General features: G+C 36.9%; 20 protein-coding genes. 12 read left to right on the top strand and 8 right to left on the bottom strand.

Going from position 1 to position 17,497, the window contains the following annotated elements:
- Nucleotides 1–3: 3 nt before the first annotated feature.
- Genes ftsH through Q360_RS0114545 form a run of 5 tightly spaced genes read left to right on the top strand, consistent with a single transcriptional unit; the run spans nucleotide 4 to nucleotide 4,485 of the window.
- Nucleotides 4–2,115, top strand: a complete 2,112-nt coding sequence (ftsH, locus tag Q360_RS23470) for an ATP-dependent zinc metalloprotease FtsH (RefSeq protein WP_084273461.1) — start codon at nucleotides 4–6, stop codon at nucleotides 2,113–2,115.
- A 48-nt stretch (nucleotides 2,116–2,163) separates the two neighbouring features.
- The gene (locus Q360_RS0114560) at nucleotides 2,164–2,775 is read left to right on the top strand and encodes an LUD domain-containing protein (protein WP_027077737.1); all 612 of its coding nucleotides are present in this window, start codon (nucleotides 2,164–2,166) and stop codon (nucleotides 2,773–2,775) included.
- Nucleotide 2,776: 1 nt separating this feature from the next.
- Nucleotides 2,777–3,580 carry a phosphatidate cytidylyltransferase gene (locus Q360_RS0114555; protein WP_027077736.1) on the top strand — a complete coding sequence of 268 codons (804 nt, stop codon included), beginning with the start codon at nucleotides 2,777–2,779 and terminating at the stop codon, nucleotides 3,578–3,580.
- Nucleotides 3,570–4,253 carry a phosphatidylserine decarboxylase family protein gene (locus Q360_RS0114550; RefSeq protein ID WP_027077735.1) on the top strand — a complete coding sequence of 228 codons (684 nt, stop codon included), beginning with the start codon at nucleotides 3,570–3,572 and terminating at the stop codon, nucleotides 4,251–4,253. Before Q360_RS0114555 ends, Q360_RS0114550 begins: the two co-directional genes overlap by 11 nt.
- Nucleotides 4,228–4,485: an acyl-CoA-binding protein gene (locus Q360_RS0114545; protein WP_027077734.1), complete on the top strand. Its 258-nt coding sequence runs from the start codon at nucleotides 4,228–4,230 to the stop codon at nucleotides 4,483–4,485. Before Q360_RS0114550 ends, Q360_RS0114545 begins: the two co-directional genes overlap by 26 nt.
- Before the next feature lie 229 nt (nucleotides 4,486–4,714).
- Here the strand turns inward: Q360_RS0114545 and Q360_RS27010 are convergent, their stop codons facing one another.
- The 7 genes from Q360_RS27010 to Q360_RS0114520 form a co-directional block, all read right to left on the bottom strand.
- Complete coding sequence (locus tag Q360_RS27010) at nucleotides 4,715–5,011, bottom strand: creatininase family protein (RefSeq protein WP_262493230.1); 297 nt, start codon at nucleotides 5,009–5,011, stop codon at nucleotides 4,715–4,717.
- Nucleotides 4,989–5,258 carry a creatininase family protein gene (locus Q360_RS27005; protein WP_262493229.1) on the bottom strand — a complete coding sequence of 90 codons (270 nt, stop codon included), beginning with the start codon at nucleotides 5,256–5,258 and terminating at the stop codon, nucleotides 4,989–4,991. The genes Q360_RS27010 and Q360_RS27005 overlap by 23 nt, the downstream gene beginning before the upstream one ends.
- Before the next feature lie 9 nt (nucleotides 5,259–5,267).
- Entirely contained in the window at nucleotides 5,268–5,549 is a 282-nt protein-coding gene (locus tag Q360_RS27255) for a hypothetical protein (RefSeq protein WP_316931534.1), read from the bottom strand.
- 282 nt (nucleotides 5,550–5,831) lie between these two features.
- Nucleotides 5,832–6,539: a sterol desaturase family protein gene (locus Q360_RS27250; RefSeq protein WP_316931533.1), complete on the bottom strand. Its 708-nt coding sequence runs from the start codon at nucleotides 6,537–6,539 to the stop codon at nucleotides 5,832–5,834.
- A 12-nt stretch (nucleotides 6,540–6,551) separates the two neighbouring features.
- Nucleotides 6,552–7,145: a hypothetical protein gene (locus tag Q360_RS0114530; protein ID WP_027077733.1), complete on the bottom strand. Its 594-nt coding sequence runs from the start codon at nucleotides 7,143–7,145 to the stop codon at nucleotides 6,552–6,554.
- 310 nt (nucleotides 7,146–7,455) lie between these two features.
- Nucleotides 7,456–7,941: a PepSY domain-containing protein gene (locus Q360_RS0114525; RefSeq protein WP_245603271.1), complete on the bottom strand. Its 486-nt coding sequence runs from the start codon at nucleotides 7,939–7,941 to the stop codon at nucleotides 7,456–7,458.
- 116 nt (nucleotides 7,942–8,057) lie between these two features.
- Nucleotides 8,058–10,700 (bottom strand): valine--tRNA ligase, encoded by a 2,643-nt coding sequence (locus Q360_RS0114520; RefSeq protein WP_027077731.1) that lies wholly within the window; start codon nucleotides 10,698–10,700, stop codon nucleotides 8,058–8,060.
- 197 nt (nucleotides 10,701–10,897) lie between these two features.
- Here Q360_RS0114520 and Q360_RS0114515 point away from each other — a divergent pair, with 197 nt between their 5' ends.
- Nucleotides 10,898–11,284 (top strand): DUF1573 domain-containing protein, encoded by a 387-nt coding sequence (locus tag Q360_RS0114515; protein WP_027077730.1) that lies wholly within the window; start codon nucleotides 10,898–10,900, stop codon nucleotides 11,282–11,284.
- A 50-nt stretch (nucleotides 11,285–11,334) separates the two neighbouring features.
- Here Q360_RS0114515 and Q360_RS0114510 read toward each other — a convergent pair whose 3' ends face one another.
- The gene (locus tag Q360_RS0114510; protein ID WP_036196071.1) at nucleotides 11,335–12,657 is read right to left on the bottom strand and encodes an aspartyl protease family protein; all 1,323 of its coding nucleotides are present in this window, start codon (nucleotides 12,655–12,657) and stop codon (nucleotides 11,335–11,337) included.
- A gap of 138 nt (nucleotides 12,658–12,795) precedes the next feature.
- On the opposite strand from Q360_RS0114510, the gene Q360_RS0114505 reads away from it, so the two are divergent.
- From Q360_RS0114505 to Q360_RS0114480, 6 genes are all read left to right on the top strand, one after another.
- Nucleotides 12,796–13,986 carry a pyridoxal phosphate-dependent aminotransferase gene (locus tag Q360_RS0114505; RefSeq protein WP_027077728.1) on the top strand — a complete coding sequence of 397 codons (1,191 nt, stop codon included), beginning with the start codon at nucleotides 12,796–12,798 and terminating at the stop codon, nucleotides 13,984–13,986.
- Entirely contained in the window at nucleotides 13,986–15,002 is a 1,017-nt protein-coding gene (gene murB, locus Q360_RS0114500) for a UDP-N-acetylmuramate dehydrogenase (RefSeq protein ID WP_027077727.1), read from the top strand. The genes Q360_RS0114505 and murB overlap by 1 nt, the downstream gene beginning before the upstream one ends.
- A 196-nt stretch (nucleotides 15,003–15,198) precedes the next feature.
- Nucleotides 15,199–15,759 carry an RNA polymerase sigma factor gene (locus Q360_RS0114495; RefSeq protein ID WP_027077726.1) on the top strand — a complete coding sequence of 187 codons (561 nt, stop codon included), beginning with the start codon at nucleotides 15,199–15,201 and terminating at the stop codon, nucleotides 15,757–15,759.
- Nucleotides 15,759–16,517 carry an anti-sigma factor gene (locus Q360_RS0114490; protein WP_027077725.1) on the top strand — a complete coding sequence of 253 codons (759 nt, stop codon included), beginning with the start codon at nucleotides 15,759–15,761 and terminating at the stop codon, nucleotides 16,515–16,517. Before Q360_RS0114495 ends, Q360_RS0114490 begins: the two co-directional genes overlap by 1 nt.
- A gap of 164 nt (nucleotides 16,518–16,681) precedes the next feature.
- Entirely contained in the window at nucleotides 16,682–16,882 is a 201-nt protein-coding gene (locus tag Q360_RS0114485) for a hypothetical protein (protein ID WP_027077724.1), read from the top strand.
- A 47-nt stretch (nucleotides 16,883–16,929) separates the two neighbouring features.
- The gene (locus Q360_RS0114480; protein ID WP_027077723.1) at nucleotides 16,930–17,487 is read left to right on the top strand and encodes an RNA polymerase sigma factor; all 558 of its coding nucleotides are present in this window, start codon (nucleotides 16,930–16,932) and stop codon (nucleotides 17,485–17,487) included.
- The last annotated feature ends 10 nt before the right edge of the window (nucleotides 17,488–17,497 follow it).

Genomic DNA, 17,497 nt, shown 5'->3' with positions numbered 1-17,497 from the left:
AAAATGGCTAAAGAAAATAGTACGAATCCAAAAAAACCTAAATTCAGTACGTGGTGGATATACGGTTTGGTAGCAGTATTACTAATTGGTTTTCAATTTTTGAACAGTGATAATCTTGCTAGCACCGAAAAGACTACTACTTCCGAATTACAGGAATACTTGCGTAACGGTGATATAGAAAAAATACTTATTATTACCAATACGAATCAGGCAAAAGTATTCCTTACAAACGAGGCCCTTACCAAAGAAGTACATAAAAACGTTACTGAAAAACCCTTTTTACCATCAGCAGGTCAGATTCCTCAATATACATTAGACTATGGAGACCTTCAGATATTTCAGAATGAAATTACCGAAATTAAGAAAGAAAACAACTTAGATACAATTGTGGAATTTGGTAAGGAATCTACTGCTATGTTGGATTTTCTTTTATCGTTATTGCCATTTGTTTTAATCATCGGTATTTGGATTTATCTCATGCGACGAATGTCTGGCGGTGGTGCCGGTGGGGCAGGAGGTCAAATCTTTAATATTGGCAAGTCAAAGGCAAAACTTTTTGATGAAAAAACGGATACGAGAACATCTTTTAAAGATGTAGCCGGTCTAGAAGGTGCAAAAGAAGAGGTAGAGGAAATTGTAGATTTTTTAAGAAATCCAGACAAATACACTTCACTTGGTGGAAAAATACCAAAAGGAGCATTATTGGTAGGACCCCCTGGAACAGGTAAGACTCTTTTGGCAAAAGCAGTAGCCGGAGAGGCAAAAGTTCCATTCTTCTCGCTGTCAGGATCAGATTTTGTTGAAATGTTCGTGGGTGTAGGTGCATCAAGAGTTCGAGATCTTTTTAAACAAGCAAAAGACAAATCTCCAGCCATTATTTTTATAGATGAAATAGATGCAATAGGAAGAGCTAGAGGTAAAAATAACTTTACCGGTTCTAATGATGAAAGAGAAAACACGTTGAACCAATTATTGACCGAGATGGATGGTTTCGGAACCAATACTAACGTTATTGTACTAGCAGCCACAAACCGTGCGGATGTTCTAGATAAAGCTTTAATGCGAGCAGGAAGATTTGATAGACAGATTTATGTGGATTTACCGGATATAAGAGAACGGAAGGAAATTTTTGAAGTACATTTAAGGCCTATCAAAACAGCAGAAACACTTGATTTGGATTTCTTAGCCAGACAAACACCAGGGTTCTCAGGCGCTGATATTGCCAATGTTTGTAATGAAGCGGCATTAATTGCAGCAAGAAAAGAACAAAAAGCAGTAAAAAAACAAGATTTTTTAGATGCTGTTGATAGAATTGTTGGAGGACTTGAGAAGAAAAATAAAATTATTACACCAGGCGAAAAAGAAACCATCGCCTATCATGAAGCGGGTCATGCGACAACCAGTTGGATGTTAGAACACGCATCACCATTAGTGAAGGTTACTATTGTACCAAGAGGTCAGTCCTTAGGTGCTGCATGGTATCTTCCAGAAGAGCGTTTAATTGTAAGACCTGAACAGATGTTGGATGAAATGTGCGCTACTATGGGTGGTCGTGCAGCGGAAAAGGTGATTTTTAATAAAATTTCTACTGGGGCACTAAGCGACCTAGAAAAAGTAACCAAACAAGCTAGAGCTATGGTTACCATTTATGGTTTAAACGATAAAATAGGTAATATTACGTATTATGATTCCTCAGGTCAGGACTCTTACGGATTTTCAAAACCGTACAGTGAAGAAACGGCTAAGACTATTGACGAAGAGATTTCGAAAATCATAGAAGAACAATACCAACGTGCCATAAAAGTACTAACCGCTAATAAAGACAAACTCACTACCTTAGCAGAAAGGCTATTAGAAAAAGAAGTTATCTTTAAAGAAGATTTAGAAAAAATATTTGGCAAAAGACCCTTTGAAAAAGATATTTTAGCGGAAAAAGAGAGAAATGTTGAAGATTTGGCCAGAGTAGAAAAAGCTAGGGAGGATAAAAAAGAAAAAGCGAAAGAAGACAAAGCAAAGGAAGACAAAGCAAAGGAAGACAAAGCAGAGGAAGAAAAAGCAAAGGAAGACAAAGCAGAGGAAGAAAAAGCAAAGGAAGAAAAAGCAAAGGAAGCATAGGAAGATTAATAGCTTAAAATATACACGCACAGTATTTTAAAGGATTAAATGGGGCTCTTAGATATTTTATTTGGTGGTGGCAAAAAAAGGCTTTCGAAAGAAACTGCTGAAACGCGCGGCCAACATATGCCCGATTTGAATCTTCCGGTAGACGAAAAATTTACCATCCATTTTAAAAAGAATGGTGGTAAATTTCTTTATTGTATTTCCTTAAAAGAAGTATCGTTTGCAATTAAAAATATTGTAGCTGAAAATAGTTGGCAGGAGCATCCATTTTTTGTGATGGACAATAGATTAGCATCTAAATTTGAAAAAGAAAATATAATTTTCACGGATAAGTTAAAAAATAGTGACGTCTTTTTTACGACCTGTGAGCATCTTATAGCGCAGAATGGAAGTATTTTAGTTTGCTCAAATCAACTTAATGAAAGAAAGGTAAATGAACTACCTAGCAACGTTGTAGTTTTTGCTACAACTAGCCAATTAGTAGAATCTATAGGAGAAGGTTTAAAGACCATAAAGAAAAAATATGGTCCTAAAATACCTGCGAATATTACCACATTAAAACACTTTAAAGCAACCGAAGAAAACTCTGATGATTTCCTAACGTACGGCAGTAGCACTAAAAATCTGTATCTTTTACTTTTGGAAGATTTATAGTATGAGCGAAATTTTACGTAGGTCATTAACAGGAGCAGTATATATAATCTTGCTCTTGTCTGCTGTTTTTTTAAATTCAGACGCTTTTGATTTTCTCTTTATGACTTTTGGACTAGCCTGTCTCTATGAGTATAAAAAGCTAGTAAACCTTAAAGGCTATCACATCTTTGCTGCATATTTAGGGCTATGGTGGGCTTTTATATATTTAGTGAATGATCAAAGATTAATTAACTTATTGATGTTAATCACGATTACTGTTGACATTTACCTTCTTTTTTATCTTTTTTCTAAAAAACAAAAGACGTTCAATACTTTTCAAAAATTCATTGTAGGACTTTTTTACATAGGTGGAGGCTGCATATTTTTGACGATGATACCCTATAAGAACGATGCATTTGCAAAACTCCTAATCATGGGAATCTTTATATTGATATGGGTCAATGATTCCTTTGCCTATCTGGTAGGTAAAAGTATAGGTAGGACCAAACTTTTTCCTGCAGTATCCCCAAAAAAAACAATTGAAGGAACAGTTGGAGGTTTTATATTTGCCCTATTTGCAGCATATATTATGGGAACCCAAGAAAAATTGATAACACCTTGGCAATGGATGTTACTTGCTTGTGTCATCGTTGTAGCAGGAAGCCTTGGAGACCTTATAGAATCGAAACTAAAAAGAGCCGCAGGCGTTAAGGATAGCGGTGCTATTTTACCTGGTCATGGGGGAATGCTGGACCGACTAGATAGTTTGGTTTTTGCAGCTCCATTTACCTATTTAACCTTAAATTTATTTAGTTATGTTTCATAGAGAGGGTCAATCCATTATTTTGACAACCTTTTTCATCGTTGGAATAGGAGTGCTTTTAGCTCATTTTTTTATTGATATAATCTGGCTTAAGTGGTTTGTTCAGTTGTTTTTACTAGTGGTATTGATACTTATTCTCCAATTCTTTAGAAACCCTAAAAGAAGGGCGAATAAAAATTTTGACGAAATCCTTTCTCCTGTTGACGGAAAAGTTGTGGTCATAGAAGAGGTTATGGAGACTGAATACTTTAACGAAATGCGCAAACAGGTGTCTATTTTTATGTCCCCAATCAATGTACATGTTACGCGATATCCTGCTAGCGGTACTATCAAATATTCTAAATACCATCCTGGAAAATACCTCGTTGCATGGCATCCTAAATCTAGTGAAGAAAACGAAAGGACTTCGGTAGTAGTTCGAACGCCAAAGTTTGGCGATATCCTGTTCCGCCAAGTTGCAGGTGCATTGGCGCGCCGTATTATTAACTATGCCGAAAAAGGAGAAAGCGCACAACAAGGAGATGACTCCGGGTTTATTAAGTTTGGTTCCCGGGTAGACCTTTACCTACCTTTAGATTGCAAGATTAACGTTTCCTTAAACCAAAAAGTAAAGGGAGCCCATACCTGTATTGCCACTTTTGTGAATCCGAATGAAAAAGAAAAAGCTACATACTAATTTTAAAACTGCGGTGGCATTTGTAAATGCCTATAGCACTCCCATACCAGCTGATGTGCTTCTAAAACTATACGCGTACTACAAAATCGCCAACGAAAATTTTGATAACCCGGGTAGCAAAACCCCATTAATAAACGCCTTTAAGGCAAATGCTTTAATACAGGCTAAAAATATGAACGGTGAAGAAGCTATGAAATCATATATAAATCTCGTGAACTCCGAATTAAAATAAGTCCTCATTATTCATATAAATTATCAGTGTCGGCATTACAAAGTTCTATAAATAGTGAAGCCGCCTTATTGCAAATAGCATTAAAAAAACGTTCCCCTTTTTCTGCCGATGCGAATTCAGGATTACCTATTCAAGTATCTTTACTGACTTTAGACCACTGTCGTTCTGCCCACACCCATCCTTCTGAGAATGCTTTTATTTTAAACTTTTTAGCACCTCCACTACCCCACTACATTTTAGAAAGAATCAAATCAGATTTTAGATACAGCATTAAACTAGTTTCCATTACATCTGCATGGTCTCCCTCTTCCTTAAAAAATACTATCTTATCGAACATCTGAGGAAAAAAGCAAAAACTAATGAACATGTTAGGAAATTGCAACCCTAACTCTCTTACCAACGGTTTAAAGTTATTTCCACCATGACCATTAAAAATAAGTAGCTTATAAATACCTTGTGAGTTAAGTACGGTAACAATGTCCTTTAAAATAGCCAACTGTGTGCTAGGATTTAGGTTTATATCCAAATAAATATCTTTTTAACCCGTATTCACCCCCAAACAAAATTGTAGGCAGGACCACTACTTTACTTCCCTTCTCCCAAGCAATTTTCGCAGCCTCCATAGCCACTGCTTCTGCTTGAAAATTATCAGTAGCATAAGGCAAGTGATAGTTATGGACTTCAGTAGCTCCCCAAAGAAGTACCGCCAAATCAAAATTTTCAACTTTTAAATGCTTCCAGTTCGTTTCCGCTAGTATGTAAGGTCTTATCATTATATTGCTTTAAAAAGTATGTTGACTTTTTGTCTTTATAGGTTTCCTGAAATTAAAATAGCGCACTACGGCAAGTATAAATAAAAAATACAGAAAAATAGTTACGCTTCCCCATGCTATTAACTCTGTTGTTACAAGCCAATTATCACTAAGCAGCAGGAATAACATCCCAAAGACACTTCTAGTTAGTTCTATCCAAAAACCATAGGAAACACCATCCATAATATTGGTGTAGCCATAGATACCTAAAAAGATAAAACCTCCATATACCAAGGGTTCAAAAGTATCCATTGCACTAAAATTATAAAATAATAACAGTAACACGAATGTTGTACTTAACAACTGAAAAACTATATATACATTAAACAACCCCGATGTAGATGTTTCGTATTTCTTAAAGGAGTATACATCTTTTATAATACCAGAAATAGGATATCTAGCGACAACATCTGTTGGTCTCCAGCCGGTTGGCTTAAACCAAATTCGTAATTTATCCCAATAACTTTTAGTCCGCCACGCGTCTTTTAGTAATCTCCAAAAGTGCTGAAAATTAATATGAACCGGATTCCAAGTTTACGCAGGTTTTAAAACTCCGTATTGGGGTGGGACATCATCCAGCTCTTCTTGGAACCTACCAAACCATCTATCCCAAATACATAGTAGCTGACCCAAATTTTTATCAATATACTCTGGGTTTATAGCATGGTGAACCCTATGTTCAGAAAGGGTCACAATAATATGTTGCAACCATCCCATTTTACCGACATGCTGGGTATGGCACCAAAACTGTGCAAACAAATGAACAGGGGCCAAAACGGCTATTACTTCGTTAGGCACCCCTAGTAGTGCAGCCGGAAACAATAAAAAGGAAAAATAACCAAACAGATTAGAAATTAGATGCCGCAAAGCACAGGCTAAATTAAACTCCTCGCTACTGTGATGAATAACATGTTGGCTCCAAAAAATATTAACCTTATGGCTAAGTCTATGGTTCCAATAACCTGCAAAATCTATAGCTATAAAGGCAATCAGCCATATAACCCAAGTATTCTGTAGCTCAAATAATGCCAAATATTCCAATAGGAAAAGGTAGGAAACTAAAACCAAACCAATCCCAATCGAGTTCTTAATTATATTGGTAAGAACCGAACTAATACTGGAGATAGAATCTATAAGTTTATTTTTCTGATTTTTCACAATATACCCATAGGTCATCTCAAAAATCAAAAGCAACATAAAAAAAGGAATAGCATACAACAATGCCTTTGCATAGGTTTCCATAAACGATACCCTTTAATTGAAAGGCCCTACCATAATATGTGCCCTAAAAGTTCCAGGATCCATAAGCCATGGCATTCCTTTGGCATGTGGCTTAGCAGGAAGGCCAGTAGATTCGGTGGTAGCAAAAGGTGTATAAATCACATACCTAAACTGACCACCTGTCAATTCTCCAGTTTCTGTGTTATAGCCCTCATCGGTTCCGTAATAGATATAGGTCATACTTGGTTCTTTTGGCATTTCTAGTAAACCTTTGGCAACCTCCATACCTCGTATTTCCCGCTTTTCATTAAAATCCTTTCCTTCTTCACTCAATTCTCTACCTCTTTTCATAAAGGGTTCCAATTTCTTTGAATAACAGGAAACGCTAACCCCTTTTTTTGATGGATCATCTGCTAAACAAATCAGATTATTCTTACCCTCTCTTAATAAGACGAAATCACCTTGTTTATTATAACCATACACCTTAGCATCATCCTTCTCGGATTCAGGAACAGGCAATACTGCGGTACTTATTTGGACTGCCTCTGGTAGTATGATTACAGACATTTCTTGGGCATTACTTAAAACACCAAGAAATAATACGCTTAAAAAAAATAAGTTCTTCATCGCTTCTATTTTAATATGTACCATAAGTTATACAATTTATCGAGAAGGTAATATATATTTTAACAACAAGCTCTCTAACCAAGTGCATACCGTACCAAGGTAACATCAATTTAAACTCTTTATAATACGTAAAGAACTTTACGCATTAAGCAAACACCTAAAACGTGCAGAAATAGAAGAACAAGGCACTAATACTTCAATCACACCTAAAACTGCTAGCGTAAAATAGCAAATGCTGCGTTCAACAAAATAACCTCCTAAATTCAACAAAGGAATCTCGATTCAAATTAGCTAAGAATGAAATTCAAGCTTATACCAAGAGTAAAATAATAACCAGCGCCATACCTGCAGCAGAAAAATATAATCCTTTTTTAAAAATAGAAGTACCCGGCAAAAACATCCAAAACGAAGAAAGAACGAAGAACAATAATGCCAAGCCAAAGAATATATTTAATACATAAAGCGGGTCTGCAGATTTTGCTTTGTGCAGATGCGTCATTTTATCTAACACTAAAGGCAAGGCCTTGGTCGTATAAGTTACCTCACCTGTCTCCAAGTTGTAACTACCCTGATTAAAAGTTGCGATGGCACCATCCAAGGCCTGAAATTCAAGCTTTCTAATCTTAATTTCTTTTCCTACCGTTTCCGCATTTAGCCCCGGGTCAAGTTTTTTTTCGTGGCGTGTTTCTTTCTTTAAAAAATCTGTATCTCTAAAAATAAGAACAATACCGCTTATTGAATACATAGCCATGATACCAGCCAAAAAGAATCCTAAATACCTATGGTAGGTTCTCATTTTATTAGAAAATTCCCGCTGTTTTGTCATTATCTAGAATAATCTTAAATAAAGAAAAGTATACTTTTTAAAACCTACTAACCTCAACCTCATTTTTTCACCTTCATTACATCTATTTATTTCAAACTTGCCAAACTCTTTTCCAAGGTCTCAATTTTAGCTTCGGCATCTGCGGCTTTTTTCTTTTCTATGGCAACCACCTGTTCAGGTGCTTTGTTTACAAAGCGCTCATTGGAAAGCTTCTTTTGTACCGATATTAAGAATCCTTTTATGTACCCTAGTTCCTCTGTAATCTTTTGAATTTCTGCCACAATATCTATAGCGCCTGAGATAGGAACAAAATATTCGTTACTTTTTACTCTAAAGGTCAAAGCACCATCTAGAGGTGCATCCACATACGAAATTTCTGAAATATTGGTGAGCTTTGCTATAATAACATCCCATCTGGACGCTATCTTTTCTTTATTCAATAAGGAAAGTTCCAAAGCCTCTTTCATTGGGATGTTCTTTTCCTTTCGGATGGTACGCACTCCCGCAATAACTTCCGAAGCAAATTGGAATTCAGTGATGATGCACATATCCACATTACCAGCTTTAGGCCATTGCGAAACGACCAAGGCCTCTGTTGCATCTCGTTTAGAAATGTATTGCCAAACTTCCTCCGTTAAAAATGGCATAAAGGGATGAAGCAATTTCAAATTCTTCTCGAACAATTGAATTACAGCATCAAAAGTTGTTTTATCTATCGGCTGTTGGTAGGCTGGTTTTACAATTTCCAATAACCAAGAACTATAATCGTCCCAAACCAACTTATAGATACTCATAAGCGCATCTGAAATACGGTATTTACTAAAATGATCTTCAATTTCTAACAGGGTTTCATTAAATTTAGAATCATACCATTCCAATGCCAGTTTTGACGCTTCAGGCTGCGGTAAATCGGTCACTTCCCAACCCTCTAAAAGTCGAAAACCATTCCATATCTTGTTAGCAAAGTTTTTGCCCTGTTGGCATAAATCCTCATCAAACATTAAATCATTCCCTGCAGCAGAACTTAAAAGCAATCCTACACGAACACCATCCGCACCATAATCGGATATTAGTTTTAGGGCATCGGGCGAATTTCCAAGCGACTTAGACATTTTTCTACGCTGCTTGTCGCGCACCAATCCTGTAAAATAGACATTCTCAAAAGGTCGTTCCCCTCTAAACTCGTATCCAGCAACAATCATCCGAGCAACCCAAAAGAATAAAATATCCGGACCAGTAACTAGGTCATTGGTAGGGTAGTAATAATTTACCTCCTCATTTTCTGGTTCCAGAATACCGCCAAATACACTAATTGGCCATAACCAAGAAGAAAACCATGTATCCAATACATCTGCATCTTGTCTTAAATTTTCTGAAGTCAATGTGCGTTGCTCTCCATTAGTTAAACTAGCAGCCTGAGCTTTGATTAAAGCCTCTTCTTTTGTTTCGGCAACCACAAAATCATTCTCGCCATCGCCATAGTAAAAAGCAGGAATCTGTTGTCCCCACCATAGCTGGCGGGAAATATTCCAATCGCGTACATTTTCCATCCAATGCCTATATGTATTTTCAAACTTTTTAGGGTATAGTTTTACATCCCCGGTCTTCATAACAGCCTCTAAGGCGGGTTTTGCTAAATCCTCCATTTTAAGAAACCACTGATCAGACAACTTAGGCTCAATAACCGCTTTGGTGCGTTCGGAAGTTCCAACTTTATTAATATGCGTTTCGGTCTTTACCATAAAACCCTTTTTCTCTAGTTCTTTGGAAATCTCCTTGCGAACAACAAACCTATCCTTTCCTTGGTAATGCAGTCCAAAACTATTGAGGCTTGCATCATCATTAAAAATATCTATGGTTTCTAATTTATGTTTTTCTCCTAAAGCCTTATCGTTTATGTCATGGGCAGGAGTAACTTTTAGACAACCCGTTCCAAATTCCATATCTACATATGTATCTTCTATGATAGGGATGACCCTCCCACAGATAGGAACAATCACCTTCTTGCCTTTAAGGTGATGAAAACGGTCATCCTTTGGATTGATACAAATAGCAGTATCACCCAAAATTGTTTCTGGTCTGGTGGTGGCAATGGTTACTTTTTCTTCAGAACCTTCGATTTGATATGCGAGATAGTATAACAACCCTTGTTTTTCTTCATAAATCACCTCTTCGTCTGATAAAGTGGTTTTTGCCTCAGGGTCCCAATTTACCATTCGGTGACCCCTGTAAATAAGTCCTTTTTCAAAAAGATTTACAAAAACCTTTATCACGGAGGCTGACATATCGTCATCCATCGTAAATTTTGTACGATCCCAATCACATGAACAACCCAACTTCTTAAGCTGCTCTAAAATCACGCCACCATATTCGTCTGTCCAGTCCCAAGCATGTTTTAAGAACTCATCCCTACTTAAATCGGCCTTATTGATACCGTCAGCCTTTAGTTTGGCGACCACCTTTGCCTCTGTAGCGATAGAAGCGTGGTCCATACCAGGCACCCAACAAGCATTTTTTCCCATTAAACGTGCTCTTCGAATCAAAACGTCTTGTATGGTGTTATTGAGCATATGCCCCATATGCAATATCCCTGTAACATTTGGTGGTGGAATTACAATGGTATAAGGCTCTCTATTATCTGGTGTGGAATGAAAAAACTCATTTTTCATCCAGTAATCGTACCACTTGCCTTCTACGCTTTTTGGGTCATATTTAGACGGAATTTCCATAATTGGAACAGTTTTTGGTCTTGTTAGTTGATGGGATTAAAAAACAAAGCCGAAAAGATATGTTAAATCATCTAATCGAGCCTTTTTCTTCCCTATTATAAATACGAAACAAAAATAAGTAACGTTAGAGTATAACAAAAGGATTTTGAGGTTGTTCTGAAAAGAATAAGCCTTACTTTCCCTTAAATTTCAAAACGATGAAAAAACTAGTACTATTCTTATTTGTAGGATTATTAGGTTTTAGCCTTGCAGCACAGGATGTTGCGGCCAAGATAGAGTTTAAAACCGAAACGGTGGACTATGGAGAAATCACCAAAGGTTCAGATGGTATTCGTGTATTTGAATTCACCAATACAGGAAAGGCTCCACTCATAATTAGTGATGTGCGCTCTAGCTGCGGATGTACAATTCCTAAAAAGCCCAAAGATCCAATTATGCCTGGTAAAACAGGTGAGATTCAGGTGAAATATGATACCAACCGTGTTGGCCCTATTAGAAAGGCAATTACAGTAATATCAAACGCGGATACGCCAACAAAAGTCCTAAAGATTAAAGGAGAAGTTAAAGGAACAGGCACTAAATAAGATTACAACATATTAGAATTAAAAAAAGGCCCGATGTATCGGGTCTTTTTTTAATTAAATAAATCCTTTAAAATAAAACTAAAGAGCAAATCCCGATTAGACCTACTTACTAGAATTTTCACTCTCTTGTCTTTATCTTTATTGAGCATCTGTAGTATTTCTTGCAACTTGTATCTATGTATCCGCTTTCCGTTGACCGCCAAAATCACATCTCCCTCTTTTAACCCTGAAGAATACGCAGGACTCCCAGCCCTAATCCCAGAAACTATAATCTCAGGAACCAAACTTAATCTTGTTGCTCCTGCTAACATTATTTGCACATTACCGTACGTTGTCTTTTCTGTACTGTTTAAAATACGTTCCGAGACATAACGCACACCTGCATGTTGCAAGTTTATACCACTCGTATTATAATAAAAAGGCAACTTAAAATTACTATTCTTTTTTAATGAAATTTTTTTATTTTGATAATCAAAAACGATATTAAAACGTTTCAACAAAGCCCCTCCAAGAGTGCCGTTACGATCTCCTAAATCCGAAATAGCCCCAAAAACAGACATATTTGGAAAAGAAGCTTGTGCGTTGTTTAGTATAAAATCACCTATTTGAATATGAGATATCCTTGTGCGTTTCCCGTACACATCACCAGATAGCCCTTTTCCCAAAAAATCATCATAATGGTTTCGAGGCAACACAATACTGTCGTTCTCAAAAAGCCAAATAGCATCACTGCTTCCTGTATCCAAAAGCATTTTAACAGCAACCATTTTATCATTTTCCAAGCCTACTTTAGCATTCAAATAAGCCTTATTGCGAACCAAGGATATGTCAAATGATTCTCTTTTTGCTCTTTTCTTGCATTGATATGTTTTAGGGTCATGCAATTTAAGGAACTGTTTACTATAATTTATTTCCACAACAAAGTCCCGAAACAGATCGAAGCCTATAATACCGTGAACGGGAATTCCTAAACTTGGTGAAAAATTAATCGCTGCATTTATCACCACATATAGTTCTTGCGACAGATTTTTTATAGCTCCTAAGCTAAATTTATTACCATGAGACCTCAAGGCGTTGATAGCTTCGCCGTCCCCAAGCCCATTTATAATCACTTCAGAAACATTATTCAACTGGATAGAATCCTGATCAGCCAAATTAAAAAGAATAGGCTTGTTCACCCCAGAATCCAATACAAACGAAAGTGCCACTCCGTTAACTTCTAACGGAACTATAATCAAGTTATTTAGTAACTCAAATTTGATTTTCGCGACGTTCTTACCATCTGGCAATCGGTACGTCTGTCCATGCAAATAACCTTGCGAACAGAAACACATGAATAACATTAAAAGCACCACCCTTTTCAAACCACTCATAATTAATACCTTAAACCTTTTTAAGGTACTAATAATTTATCTTAAAATGATTATTTAACACCAATAAGGTATTGAAATAAAGGGGACTTCCTTTGTAATATCGGTTATGATTTATCACTTTTGTAAAAAAAAGATTGTATGCCATCAGTATCTAGAAAAGGGCTTTCCATGCCACAATCCCCAATAAGAAAACTAGTTCCTTTTGCAGAAAACGCAAAGAAAAAAGGTGCAAAGGTAATCCATCTTAATATTGGTCAACCAGACATAAAAACACCACAACTAGCTCTGGATGCTGTAAAGAACAACAACCTTACAGTGTTGGAATATAGCCGTACGGAAGGTTCAGAAGGCTTTAGGGAGAAAGTTGCTGGCTATTACGAAAAACACCAAATTCACGTTACTGCAAGCGACATCATCGTAACCACAGGTGGTTCAGAAGCACTAGCTTTCGCGATGAGCACCATTGCAGATAACGATGACGAAATCATAATACCAGAACCTTTTTACGCCAATTATAACGGTTTTGCCACTGCTTGCGGAGTAAAGGTAGTCCCTGTTATTTCTAAACTTGAGGATAACTTTGCACTACCTCCTATAGAAGATTTTGAAAAACTAATTACAGCTAAGACCAGAGCAATACTCATTTGTAACCCTGGAAATCCAACAGGTTATCTATACAGTAAAGAAGAAATTCAAAAATTAGCTGTGATTGTCAAAAAACACGACCTGTATCTAATTGCAGATGAAGTTTATAGGGAATTTACGTATAACGAGGAGGGACATTATTCTATTTTACAAGAGGAAGGTTTGGATGAGCATGCAATCATCATAGATTCGGTTTCTAAAAGATACAGTATGTGTGGAGCCAGAATTGGATTTTTGGTTTCCAAGAACAAAGAAGTTATTTCAACTGCCTTAAAATTTGGACAGGCACGCCTCTCCCCCCCTACCTATGCACAAATAGCAGCAGAAGCTGCACTGGATACCCCACAAAGCTATTTTGACGATGTAAAAACTGAATACCTCCAAAGAAGGAATCTACTTATTTCTGAACTTGAAAAAATTGAAGGTATAGAAGTAGCCAAACCCCAAGGAGCCTTTTACTGTATTGTAGAATTACCGATAACAGATGCGGATGACTTTGCACAATGGTTGTTAGAAGACTTTAGGGTAGACAATGAAACGGTGATGGTAGCTCCAGCAAGTGGATTCTACGCAACTCCGGGCCTAGGAAAAAACCAGATAAGAATTGCCTACGTACTAGACCAAACCAGCTTAAAACGAGCGGTCCATATTCTTGGAGAGGCACTTAAAAGCTATATAGGTTGATGAAAATCAAAAAAGATTTTTCCCTTAAAGCCTACAATACTTTCGGAATAGATGCGAAAGCCAAATTTTTCGTAGAGGTACAAACGGTAGATGAATTAAGGCAAATCTTAAAGCGGGATGAATTTCTACCCAAATTTATTTTAGGCGGTGGCAGTAATATGCTACTGACCAAAGATATTAATGGGGTGGTTATCCATATCGCAATCAAAGGAATTTCAGTTGTTTCAGAGGACAATAACTACGTGACCTTAACCGTAATGGCTGGAGAAAACTGGCACGAAACCGTATTATGGACCTTAACTCATGGGTATGGTGGCTTAGAAAACATGTCCCTTATCCCAGGAAACATGGGCACAGCACCCATACAAAATATTGGTGCATACGGGACAGAACTAAAAGATTGTTTCGTTAGTTGTGAGGCTATGGAGAGAACCACACATAAATTAGTGACCTTCTCCAAAGAGGATTGCAGGTTTGGATACCGGGAATCGTTTTTCAAAAACGAGGGTAAAGACCAGTATATTATTACCTCGGTAACGCTTAAACTAACAAGAAAAAACCATAATCTTAACACCAGCTACGGCGCCATAGAGGACGAATTAATAAATAATAATATCACAAGACCCAACATAAAAGAGGTTTCTAATGCTGTCATAAACATCAGAAACAGGAGGTTACCCGACCCAAAGGAGCTAGGAAACAGTGGTAGCTTCTTTAAGAATCCAGTTGTTGACCAAAACACGTTTGAACGGTTTAGCCAAGAAAACCCAGAGGCCCCATTTTATAAAATTTCCGATACACAGTTTAAAATACCAGCAGGATGGCTCATTGAACAATGTGGTTTTAAAGGAAAACGATTTGGGGACGCCGGCGTGCATAAAAACCAAGCCTTGGTCTTGGTGAATTATGGAAATGCCACAGGAAAAGAAATACTGAATCTAGCGGATACTATAATTAATGCCGTAGAAAAAAAGTTCCAAATTAAGATTACACCAGAAGTAAATCTAATAAAATAGCCCTCACAATTAATATTCCTAAGGCAATAACATGCTTACCAAAAAATAAATAGCAGTTACCAGCCGCATACTTAAAAAGTATATATATTTTCAGATAACACTGCTTTAACAATCAATTTTATAAATTAGCGTTTAAAGAATAAACGGATTAACCAGCTATTTAGATGTTTAAACCTAAAAAGTTCAGCACCTCTTTATGAGCACACTACTGGAAAAACATATTGTTGAATTATTACAGGAACGAAATGATAAAGCCATATCACTTTTGTATGACAATTATGGCGACACCCTACTTGGGGTGGCCAAGAAAGTGGTCCGTAGTGATGATCTTGCCCAAGATGTGCTGCAGGAAAGCTTTGTTAAAATCTGGAAGAAATCAGACACCTACGACCCCTCAAAAGCAAAATTATTTACCTGGCTCTTTCGAATTACAAGGAATACAGCTATTGATAAGCTAAGAAGTGTAAACGCAAAAACCGACAAGGAAATCCAAATAGACGTTTCTGACGTATATAACATAGGTGTAGAAAGTACCAAGCCTGAACTTATGGACATGCAGGAGCATTTGAATAAGATAGAGGACAAGTATCAAATCGTATTGGACGCCCTCTTTTTTCAAGGAATGACCCAACAAGAAGCTAGTGAAGAACTGGATATCCCTTTGGGAACCATCAAATCCAGACTTAAAATTGGCCTTCGTGAACTCCGTAAGATATATGGCCCGCCAACTGTAGCACTGTTGTTAAATTTATTATGATGGTAGAAAAAATAAAAACATTTTTAGAATCGGACATTTTGGAACGCTACCTCTTGGGTAACACCACCGAAATGGAAACCTTACAAGCAGAAAGATATATTGCCATGTACCCTGAAGTAAGAAAGGTGTACAACGAGCTTCAGGAAAATTTGGAGACCTACGCTAAACTTCATGCGGTACAGACACCTGACGGACTCAAAGAAAAAATAATAGCTAGAATCCGTTCCGAAAGAGCAGGAAGACGAAAGTTCTTTAGATATGCAATGGCCGCAAGCGTTGCAGCATGTATGTTCGCGAGTGCTTCTTATTTCTTCTGGAATCAGAATCAGAGTCTACAAGAAGAAAACAACATGGTAAGTAACAAGATAAAATTGTTGGAGCAGGATATGAAACAACAATTAGAGGATGTTAGAAACCAATTCATTGTACTCAATAATCCACAAACCAAAAAGTATAACGTAAGAGGAAATAACAATGCTAAGGAGCTAAAAGCCGTAGCATATATAAATCCAGTTAAAAAACTCTCCTACATAAATGTAAAAAAATTACCTCATCTTCCAGAAGATCAATGTTTTCAAATGTGGGCCGAAGTAAACGGAGAAATGTTAAATCTTGGTATTATAGAAGAAGCAACGAAAAGCGACAACCTTTTAGCCTTGCCTTATGCTAAGAATGCTGTTGGGTATATCACCATTGAGCCAAAGGGTGGTAATCAAAACCCTACGGTAGAAAATATAGTAGCCAATATTGCCTACTAAACTTCGCTATTAAAGTAATTGTAAAGCCCTGTATCGGGGCTTTATTTTTATATCTTTGTATCAGTTTAGAAGTGAATCCTATCAATATATCTTCGTACTGACTATTGCTAGTATCGGCTGCTATATCTAACATTATATTAACTGGTTTTTGAATTTATATACGGATGAAACTTCTATTTCTTACTATTGGACTTTTGGGACTTGCCTTCTTAGGCATCGCTATTAAAATATGGGCAAAAAAAGATGGCGAATTTGCAGGAACATGCGCCAGTCAAAGTCCGTTTCTTAATCAAGATGGCGAAGCATGTGGCATGTGTGGCAAACTACCAAGTGAACAAGATTGTGAAAACGACAGTATTGTTTAAGGCGTGAAATTTTTTAGTGTTGTCAGAATCATGATACAAAATGAACATTGAATAAAACTGAGGATATAGCAGAGACCATCAACAAAGCCAAAATGGGCAATCAGATTGCTTTTAGCAATTTATTGAATACGTTTTGGAACGATGTTTACGGTTTTCAACTGAAGCGTACGGAAAATGAAAATGATGCAGAAGACATTACGATTCAGACCTTCTCCAAAGCATTTGACAAAATAAACACATACAAAGATACCTACGTTTTTAAAACCTGGCTCATTACCATCTCCAAGAACATACACATAGACCTTGTTCGTAAAAGAAAAAGGAATATCCTGGATACCAGAGAAAATGGGGAGGCTATAAAAAAAATGTTGGACGACACACCTTCCATAGAAGACCGTTTGATTCAAGAACAGAACTTAACAAATTTACTTCGTGACATTAAAAAATTAAAACCACACTATCAAGAAGTCATCAACCTAAGATACATCAACGAACTTAGTTACGCAGGTATTGCAGAAAAACTGAATGAACCCATTAACAACATCAAGGTTAAACTACTCCGCGCAAAGAAACTGTTGGCTGAAATTATTTCTAGCAAAAACTAAGCTATAAACT

This window comes from Maribacter antarcticus DSM 21422, from assembly GCF_000621125.1.
In the GTDB taxonomy this organism is placed as follows: domain Bacteria; phylum Bacteroidota; class Bacteroidia; order Flavobacteriales; family Flavobacteriaceae; genus Maribacter; species Maribacter antarcticus.
This window is presented reverse-complemented; position numbering and strand designations above follow the sequence as displayed.

What these genes read in the sequence shown, in the direction of transcription:
- Q360_RS0114495 (WP_027077726.1), top strand. Translation starts at nt 15,199, where the DNA reads ATGAGCACACTACTGGAAAAACATATTGTTGAATTATTACAGGAACGA.
- ftsH (WP_084273461.1), top strand. Translation starts at nt 4, where the DNA reads ATGGCTAAAGAAAATAGTACGAATCCAAAAAAACCTAAATTCAGTACG.
- Q360_RS0114550 (WP_027077735.1), top strand. Translation starts at nt 3,570, where the DNA reads ATGTTTCATAGAGAGGGTCAATCCATTATTTTGACAACCTTTTTCATC.
- Q360_RS27250 (WP_316931533.1), bottom strand. Translation starts at nt 6,539, where the DNA reads ATGGAAACCTATGCAAAGGCATTGTTGTATGCTATTCCTTTTTTTATG.
- Q360_RS0114520 (WP_027077731.1), bottom strand. Translation starts at nt 10,700, where the DNA reads ATGGAAATTCCGTCTAAATATGACCCAAAAAGCGTAGAAGGCAAGTGG.
- Q360_RS27255 (WP_316931534.1), bottom strand. Translation starts at nt 5,549, where the DNA reads ATGGATACTTTTGAACCCTTGGTATATGGAGGTTTTATCTTTTTAGGT.
- Q360_RS0114485 (WP_027077724.1), top strand. Translation starts at nt 16,682, where the DNA reads ATGAAACTTCTATTTCTTACTATTGGACTTTTGGGACTTGCCTTCTTA.
- Q360_RS0114505 (WP_027077728.1), top strand. Translation starts at nt 12,796, where the DNA reads ATGCCATCAGTATCTAGAAAAGGGCTTTCCATGCCACAATCCCCAATA.
- Q360_RS0114530 (WP_027077733.1), bottom strand. Translation starts at nt 7,145, where the DNA reads ATGAAGAACTTATTTTTTTTAAGCGTATTATTTCTTGGTGTTTTAAGT.
- Q360_RS0114545 (WP_027077734.1), top strand. Translation starts at nt 4,228, where the DNA reads ATGAAAAAGAAAAAGCTACATACTAATTTTAAAACTGCGGTGGCATTT.
- murB (WP_027077727.1), top strand. Translation starts at nt 13,986, where the DNA reads ATGAAAATCAAAAAAGATTTTTCCCTTAAAGCCTACAATACTTTCGGA.
- Q360_RS0114490 (WP_027077725.1), top strand. Translation starts at nt 15,759, where the DNA reads ATGGTAGAAAAAATAAAAACATTTTTAGAATCGGACATTTTGGAACGC.
- Q360_RS0114510 (WP_036196071.1), bottom strand. Translation starts at nt 12,657, where the DNA reads ATGAGTGGTTTGAAAAGGGTGGTGCTTTTAATGTTATTCATGTGTTTC.
- Q360_RS0114555 (WP_027077736.1), top strand. Translation starts at nt 2,777, where the DNA reads ATGAGCGAAATTTTACGTAGGTCATTAACAGGAGCAGTATATATAATC.
- Q360_RS0114560 (WP_027077737.1), top strand. Translation starts at nt 2,164, where the DNA reads ATGGGGCTCTTAGATATTTTATTTGGTGGTGGCAAAAAAAGGCTTTCG.
- Q360_RS27005 (WP_262493229.1), bottom strand. Translation starts at nt 5,258, where the DNA reads ATGATAAGACCTTACATACTAGCGGAAACGAACTGGAAGCATTTAAAA.
- Q360_RS0114515 (WP_027077730.1), top strand. Translation starts at nt 10,898, where the DNA reads ATGAAAAAACTAGTACTATTCTTATTTGTAGGATTATTAGGTTTTAGC.
- Q360_RS0114525 (WP_245603271.1), bottom strand. Translation starts at nt 7,941, where the DNA reads ATGAGAACCTACCATAGGTATTTAGGATTCTTTTTGGCTGGTATCATG.